Genomic DNA, 6,734 nt, shown 5'->3' on the forward strand with positions numbered 1-6,734 from the left:
GCTGAAGCAGCACTTGACGATTAAAAAGTTCTACGCACAAAGCGAACAAGGCGTGCATAATCAGGTGTATATCGCAATGATTGTCTATTGCCTAAATGTACTGGCACAGCTGAACACGAACAGTTCGAGAACGTACTTACAAATTAGTCGTTTACTGAAGGCAGCTCCATGGAAATCCGCTCACTTATGGCTACGAAAAATCGCAGGAAAAGCGGTCCCATAAAGGGTTTCCCGCCTCTGTCACACTCGTCAACAGTTATAGTAAAAAAATGGATGTTTACTACCTCTGTTCAAGAGTATTCGTTTTTCTTTATAAAGAGAAAAATAAGAAAACAGAAAATTCAGTTAAAATTTATGCGACGCTAGTGGTATTTTTTATCTAATAAATTTCCGTAATGGTGAATAGCGATTATGTTGACCTCTAACATGATGATCGTCCATTTGAATGTATCTGCGTGTTGTAGAAATATCTGCATGATCTACGATTCTTTGTAACGTAAAAATATCTCCACCGTTCAAAATATAATCACGGCAAAATGTGTGACGGAACATGTGCGGAGTAGCTTGTTTAATCCCGCAATCTTTTGCGTAGTTCCATAATCTACGTCTAAACGTATCTGCTGATAAAGGCTCACCATAAGCTGATAGGAATATATAATCTGTCTCACCGAAATAACTAGCTGATTCGCTATATAATTCCGTGAGGGCTTTTAACACTTCACGACTAATAGGAACTTCACGAGGCTTTCCATTTTTAGCTATTTCGCTCTTTACTCTTAATGTGCGACGTTTGGTATCCAAAGCATCTATTTGCAACGTGACAGCCTCGTTAATACGTAATCCTGTGTCTAATAGAAGAAGCATCAGAACTTTATCCCGCCAACCCGCATATTGTCTTTCACTCGGCGCTCGTAATAATGCTCTTACTTCCTCGTCAGAAAATCCATTAATTTCATCTTCATGAGGATTTCGTAACTGCTTAATACCTTTCATCGGATTAGATTCTATATATCCGTCTGCATGCCATATGTTACACATCGATTTAAGCGTTCTAAGACGTATATTAATCGTATTAATAGATAAACCCTTACGATCCCCTCTCTCGCTTCTCTACGCCCTCATACGGCCTTCTCTCGTTCTTCATGTAACGTACATAGTCACGAATAATTGTCGGAGTTAAATTGTCAATATAAATACACTGTGGATGAAAGTCGCTGAGATAGCGCTTGAACCATTCAATATGTTTTAAGTAGTCTTTAACGGTTCTTGTGCGCACCCCTTCCGCTTCTTTCGCCTTAACAAAGAGGTCTAACGCTTCATCAAACGTTAGTTTTGCGTGGATAGTACGTGTGTTGTTAGGTGTAGCCGTGTGCTCCTGATATGCCTTTCGTTCGTTAATAAACATGCGTTTTTTACCTACTCGATTATTTCCCATAAAAAAAGCGCCCCTTTCCGCCAACCGACGAAAAAGAGCGCTTCTTACACACGTTTAGCTTATAACTACCGATAAATCATTCGAGTGAGTTTACGATTAAGTCACCGTATGTGCTCATCGTAGTAGTTATTCGCTGTTGGACGTCCCAGGAGAGATTCGAACTCCCGACCGACGGCTTAGAAGGCCGTTGCTCTATCCTGCTGAGCTACTGGGACATATTACTAAATTGTTTCAAAGACATTTTTAATTATATTTAAATATAATTAAAAAGTCAACGTTTTTTTAAAAAATAAATGAGAAGAGAGGAGAAATTTTCTCTTCTCATTTATTTTATTTATTTTTTAAGCAAGCGTGCACGTCAGCTGCATGCTAGGAATATGCTCACCACTTATATCATAAAACTGAACGGTTGCTTCATTATCTTCAACCTCAAGTATAGCATACGTGCGCTCTTTTCTCATACGCGGCAGTAAAATACTTCCGGGATTAATAAACAATACGCCGTCCATTACTTCTGCCCCTGCAACGTGAGAGTGACCGAAGCATGCGACATTTGCCCCTACTTCCCTTGCCTTGTAGTGAAGATTCATCATTGACATTTTGACGTTATACAAATGACCGTGTGTTACCAAACATGTAGCTTCTCCCACTTTTTCAACGCGATCGTTGACATAGGATGCATCGTAATCACAATTTCCACGAACGCTTAAAAAGTTCGCCATTTCTTTACTATTTTGCAAAAGTTCTGAGTCACCACAGTGTATCATTTTATCTACATCTGCATGTCTCTCCTTAATTACGATTAACTCATCTTGTAACCCGTGGCTATCGCTTACAATCAATAGTTTCACACGTCATCACTCCTTTAAAATTGGGCATCAATCAGTGGTTCAAGCTTTTTTAGTGCGTTTGCTCGGTGGCTAATTGTGTTCTTTTCTTCTTTCGTCAATTCCGCCATTGCACGCTTCCACCGTTCGATATAGAAGATTGGATCATAGCCAAAGCCATTTTCTCCTCTTTTCTCTTCCAAGATATATCCTTCACACGTTCCGTCTACTGTAATCGTGTCTTTTCCTGGTACAGAAAGAGCCAGCGTACAATGAAACCTTGCAGTTCGCTCAGCAAACGGCACACCGCTCAACTTTTCTAGTACCTTCTCTATATTAGCATTATCATCCTTTTGTTCGCCAGCATATCGCGCTGAATACACGCCCGGTTCCCCATTTAACGCATCAATAGATAAACCAGAATCATCCGCTATAACGGCAGTATGTAATGTATGTGAGATTGCTTCAGCTTTTAAAATGGCGTTTTCAGCAAAAGTTGTTCCCGTTTCTTCAACATCAGCAATCTCAGGAAAATCTAGCAACGACTTAACTTCAATGCCTTTAGAAGAAAAAAGTGTTTTAAAATCTTTTACTTTCCCTGCATTCTTTGTTGCAATAATGACTTCTCGAACCATCTTAATCTCCTCCACATCTAATGTTAACAGCTTTGCTTAGAGCGATTGAAGCACTTGTTTTTGCGCTTCAATAAGATGCTTAATTCCGCTTTCCCCCAACGAAATTAATTCATCAAGCTCTTGTTTAGAAAACGTTGCTTCTTCACCTGTTCCCTGCAGCTCAACAAATTTACCTTGCCCTGTCATAATAATGTTCATATCAACTTCTGCAGTTGAGTCTTCTTCGTAATTCAAATCTAGAATCGCACCATGTTCACGGTGCATTCCAACGGACGTAGCGGCTAAATAATCTGTAATTGGCATTTCCTTCATTCTTTCTTCTTTAAGCAGCTTTTCAAAAGCAAGCGTCATTGCGACAAACGCTCCGGTAATGGATGCTGTACGCGTTCCCCCATCAGCTTGAATAACATCACAATCAATCCAGATTGTTTTTTCGCCAACTTTATCTAAATCTACAACCGCGCGGAGAGCACGCCCAATTAAACGCTGAATTTCCATTGTACGCCCCGTCACTTTTCCTTTAGTAGATTCACGGATATTTCGCTGTTGCGTTGCTCTCGGAAGCATAGAATATTCAGCTGTAATCCAACCTTTTCCTTGACCACGCATAAAAGGCGGTACTCGATCATCAATGCTTGCTGTACAAATTACTTTTGTATCTCCTACAGATATTAATACAGAACCTTCAGGATGCTTTAAGTAGTCCGTTTTAATCGTAACCGGACGCATTTCCTTTTGATTTCGACCATCATTGCGCATATATTCTCCTCCTTAAATATAGTTTTTTATATGTATCATTTCGTATGAACGCTGTAAAGCACAACACCTTTCATTATATACCTATATCATTAACAAGCATACCTATCGAATAAGAAAAGAGTTTGGGACATAACAAAATGATTGCTTCTAAAAGACGAACACTATAGCTGTTCCCATCTCTTTGATTTGTCTCAACTCGTTCGTTCCATTGCGCTACGGGGTCTCCGTTTTCCCTCTCTTCCCGCAGGAGTCGAGTGTCCTACGCTCCATTCCACCCTGTTTCCAACATTGTTTTCACAATCAACCAAAAAACCTGAACGATTAAAAGTTATGAACTCTCAATCGTTCAGGTATAGTAGAGGCTGACCTACTTACGTCTCAGTCTCCTTCTTATGTTTATCATCAATATAGTGAAAAACCTTTTAGAAACTTTTTGTATTCACATTTTTCGGTCGAGACACCGGTTCAGTTATTTTTTTCCCTTCTTCATTCGTTAACGTCTTCTTACCGTCTACTTTAATCGCAACGCTTTCAACACCTGTTTGCTCTGTCAATGAAAGGACAAGTGAATCTAGTACTTGTTGAGATACTTTGCTTCCTTTCAGATTACCAAAAATATTTTCATTGAACGTTAACGTTAGCTCACCGTCCGCGTATTTCGGCTTAGATACAAGCTGCGCATCTGGATTAAAGTCTGTAACAAGCCCTGAAGAAGCTGATGGACCTTCCACTAATTCATTAACAATAGCTGTATACATATCGCTTTCATTCACCTTGATTCGTTTCGTAACAGGAACGTAGTACGTGTGCTTCCCGTTTTGAGCTAAATAATAAACCGTAGCCGGCTTTGTTTGAGTAATATTCACAACACCTGAATTATCAAAGTTAATACCATCCGCTCTGCTTAATCCTTCGCTAATCGGCGTGTTATTAACTGGCATTGTATCTTTATCATAGCCATTAATACGAAGCTTAACTTTTTCTACCCCGTCAAACTGAGTAAGTGTCCAGGTAATTGCTTGTAAAATACGAAGTTCATCTTCTTTTTTATAATTGGCAAACTCAGGTGAAAAATCAGCAATCATCGTTCCGTCTTTTTCTAATTTCGTTCCTAACACGCGAGTATCCGCTGGCAACACCGCTCGGAAACCATCTGGCAAGAGATTTGAAACTTCTCCACCTTCAATTAAATACTCAAGCGATTGTTTCGCAACACCTTTTTCATTCGGCATAGTTAATGTTTGAGGCACAACGTAGCCGTTTTTATCAATCAAATAAACTTCTGTCTTATTTTCAGCTTTAGACTTTGCTGCTTCTTTCTTCTGATTGCTTCCTTCTTTTGCTACTTTACCTTCAGTTTCCAATGCTTTTTCATCTTTAACGTAGGTGACATCTTTTGGCGGATCAATTTCTGCCGTTTTTTCACCGCCAAACATCCCACATCCCGATAATAGTACCGATGTAGCTACCACTGCTGACACCATGATAAGATTTGTCTTTTTAGACATTTCTTCCCCTCCTCAGACGGTTTGTACTATTATGTATACGAGCCTTTTTTTATTTTAGACCGAAGGAATTTATTTTTTCATACGAAAGGAGCAGCGACCTCTCACTGCTCCTTTTGTGTAGATTATAAAACAATATGATTTACGTTATACACCGGATGCTCAAACCACTTCGATGCAATAGATTGAAAAAGTTCAACTGATCCTGTTGTGAAGAATTGATGCTCAGGTAATTCACCGTTTGATGCTAGTAAATTACTATAAGATAAGATAGCGCTCACCTCAATAGCTGTCTCTTCACCAGAGCTTATCAGCTGGACACCACTTCCAATTACCTGTTGAATAACGGGTCGTAACAGCGGGTAGTGAGTACATCCCAAAATCAACGTATCAATATCCGTGTTAGTCAACGGCTTTAGCGTTTCCTTTACAATCTGTAAAGCCTCGTCACTTTCATAATTACCGCTCTCGACTAACGGTACAAATAGTGGACAGGCTAGATTATCTACTTCTACTCGATTATGCAAAGCTTTAAGAGCATGTGTATACGCCTGACTCTTGACCGTACCGTTTGTCCCTATGACACCTATTTTGTGATTTTTCGTCACTTTAAGCGCTGCACGAGAACCAGGTTGAATGACTCCAAGTACAGGAATATCTAACTGCTGCTGAATCTCCTCAAGTACAACAGCCGTGGCTGTATTACAGGCAATGACGAGCATCTTTATATTACGCTCTACTAAATAGTTCGTCATCTCCCAAGTAAAAGCTTTCACTTCTTCACTGGGTCGGGGCCCGTATGGACAGCGAGCTGTGTCTCCGATATACATAATCTGTTCTTTCGGAAGCTGTCTCATAATCTCTTTCGCAACGGTTAATCCACCTACACCTGAATCAATAACACCTATTGGTCTACTCACAAAAATCGCCTCATTTTTCTTTCATTTCATCATGTAATCTCTTTAATTTACCTTGAAGATCTTTTATTTCCTCTTCTGAGAAGTCACTTAGTACACCTTCTAGATAACCTCTTCTTTTATAAATTACTTCTTCAATAATCCGCTCTCCTTCTGGAAGCAGATGGATACGAACAACTCGTCTATCTTTTGGATCTTTTACTCTCATCACCAATTTGTTCTTTTCCATACGATCTACTAAATCAGTTGTGGTACTGCAGGCTAAATAAATTCGATTAGACAAATCACCGATTGTCATATCACCACGCTCAAACAACCACTGCAATGCAATAAATTGGGGCGGAGTAATCGAATACTGCCCCAAAATTTCTCTACCTTTTTGTTTAATGATTGCTTCAATATGTCGAAGCGACCTTTCCAACTCTGCTACCATGCTTTCATCTTGATCTCGCAATCATATACCACCTTTCTAACTTTCTAAGGAATTCACCTTATTTCTATTTTTATTTAAACGCATAGCGCCCTACGTACCTTCGTAACTATCATGTTTATTGTCCTCTTTTTCACGCTCTTTTTCAAGCTAGAACGTAAGCCCGTAATCAAACAACGCATATAAAACATCAGGCACCTCCGGTACGATAAATGTATCAATCAAA

8 protein-coding genes, 1 tRNA gene and 1 pseudogene are annotated in these 6,734 nt (G+C 39.5%); 1 reads left to right on the forward strand and 9 read right to left on the reverse strand.

The features are described 5' to 3' along the window. A pseudogene (locus AC1UFB_RS11965) lies at positions 1-223 on the forward strand (IS4 family transposase); the annotation flags it as partial. A gap of 152 nt (positions 224-375) precedes the next feature. On the opposite strand, the gene AC1UFB_RS11970 reads toward AC1UFB_RS11965, so the two are convergent. From AC1UFB_RS11970 to AC1UFB_RS12010, 9 genes are all read right to left on the reverse strand, one after another. Further along, positions 376-1,038 carry a tyrosine-type recombinase/integrase gene (locus AC1UFB_RS11970; protein WP_482589319.1) on the reverse strand — a complete coding sequence of 221 codons (663 nt, stop codon included), beginning with the start codon at positions 1,036-1,038 and terminating at the stop codon, positions 376-378. Positions 1,039-1,087: 49 nt separating this feature from the next. Continuing rightward, entirely contained in the window at positions 1,088-1,435 is a 348-nt protein-coding gene (locus AC1UFB_RS11975) for a hypothetical protein (RefSeq protein WP_482589321.1), read from the reverse strand. Between the two features lie 141 nt (positions 1,436-1,576). Further along, positions 1,577-1,650: transfer RNA gene (locus tag AC1UFB_RS11980), tRNA-Arg, on the reverse strand. A gap of 126 nt (positions 1,651-1,776) precedes the next feature. Then, positions 1,777-2,286 (reverse strand): metallophosphoesterase family protein, encoded by a 510-nt coding sequence (locus tag AC1UFB_RS11985; protein ID WP_061785003.1) that lies wholly within the window; start codon positions 2,284-2,286, stop codon positions 1,777-1,779. Positions 2,287-2,300: 14 nt separating this feature from the next. Continuing rightward, the gene (locus AC1UFB_RS11990; RefSeq protein ID WP_061785002.1) at positions 2,301-2,897 is read right to left on the reverse strand and encodes an XTP/dITP diphosphatase; all 597 of its coding nucleotides are present in this window, start codon (positions 2,895-2,897) and stop codon (positions 2,301-2,303) included. Between the two features lie 36 nt (positions 2,898-2,933). Beyond that, on the reverse strand, positions 2,934-3,656 hold the full coding sequence (gene rph, locus AC1UFB_RS11995; protein WP_035320239.1) for a ribonuclease PH: 723 nt from the start codon (positions 3,654-3,656) through the stop codon (positions 2,934-2,936). A gap of 422 nt (positions 3,657-4,078) precedes the next feature. Beyond that, entirely contained in the window at positions 4,079-5,164 is a 1,086-nt protein-coding gene (locus AC1UFB_RS12000; protein ID WP_100346746.1) for a GerMN domain-containing protein, read from the reverse strand. A 122-nt stretch (positions 5,165-5,286) separates the two neighbouring features. After that, entirely contained in the window at positions 5,287-6,081 is a 795-nt protein-coding gene (gene racE / locus AC1UFB_RS12005) for a glutamate racemase (RefSeq protein WP_061785400.1), read from the reverse strand. A 10-nt stretch (positions 6,082-6,091) separates the two neighbouring features. Continuing rightward, the gene (locus AC1UFB_RS12010) at positions 6,092-6,511 is read right to left on the reverse strand and encodes a MarR family winged helix-turn-helix transcriptional regulator (RefSeq protein ID WP_035319955.1); all 420 of its coding nucleotides are present in this window, start codon (positions 6,509-6,511) and stop codon (positions 6,092-6,094) included. Positions 6,512-6,734 lie beyond the last annotated feature (223 nt).

This window comes from Priestia sp. KCTC 13724 (assembly GCF_056820425.1).

Bases quoted from the DNA above. Each gene is read 5' to 3' on its own strand.
- AC1UFB_RS11990 (WP_061785002.1), bottom strand. From the start codon at position 2,897: ATGGTTCGAGAAGTCATTATTGCAACAAAGAATGCAGGGAAAGTAAAA.
- AC1UFB_RS12000 (WP_100346746.1), bottom strand. From the start codon at position 5,164: ATGTCTAAAAAGACAAATCTTATCATGGTGTCAGCAGTGGTAGCTACA.
- rph (WP_035320239.1), bottom strand. From the start codon at position 3,656: ATGCGCAATGATGGTCGAAATCAAAAGGAAATGCGTCCGGTTACGATT.
- AC1UFB_RS12010 (WP_035319955.1), bottom strand. From the start codon at position 6,511: ATGGTAGCAGAGTTGGAAAGGTCGCTTCGACATATTGAAGCAATCATT.
- AC1UFB_RS11975 (WP_482589321.1), bottom strand. From the start codon at position 1,435: ATGGGAAATAATCGAGTAGGTAAAAAACGCATGTTTATTAACGAACGA.
- AC1UFB_RS11970 (WP_482589319.1), bottom strand. From the start codon at position 1,038: ATGTGTAACATATGGCATGCAGACGGATATATAGAATCTAATCCGATG.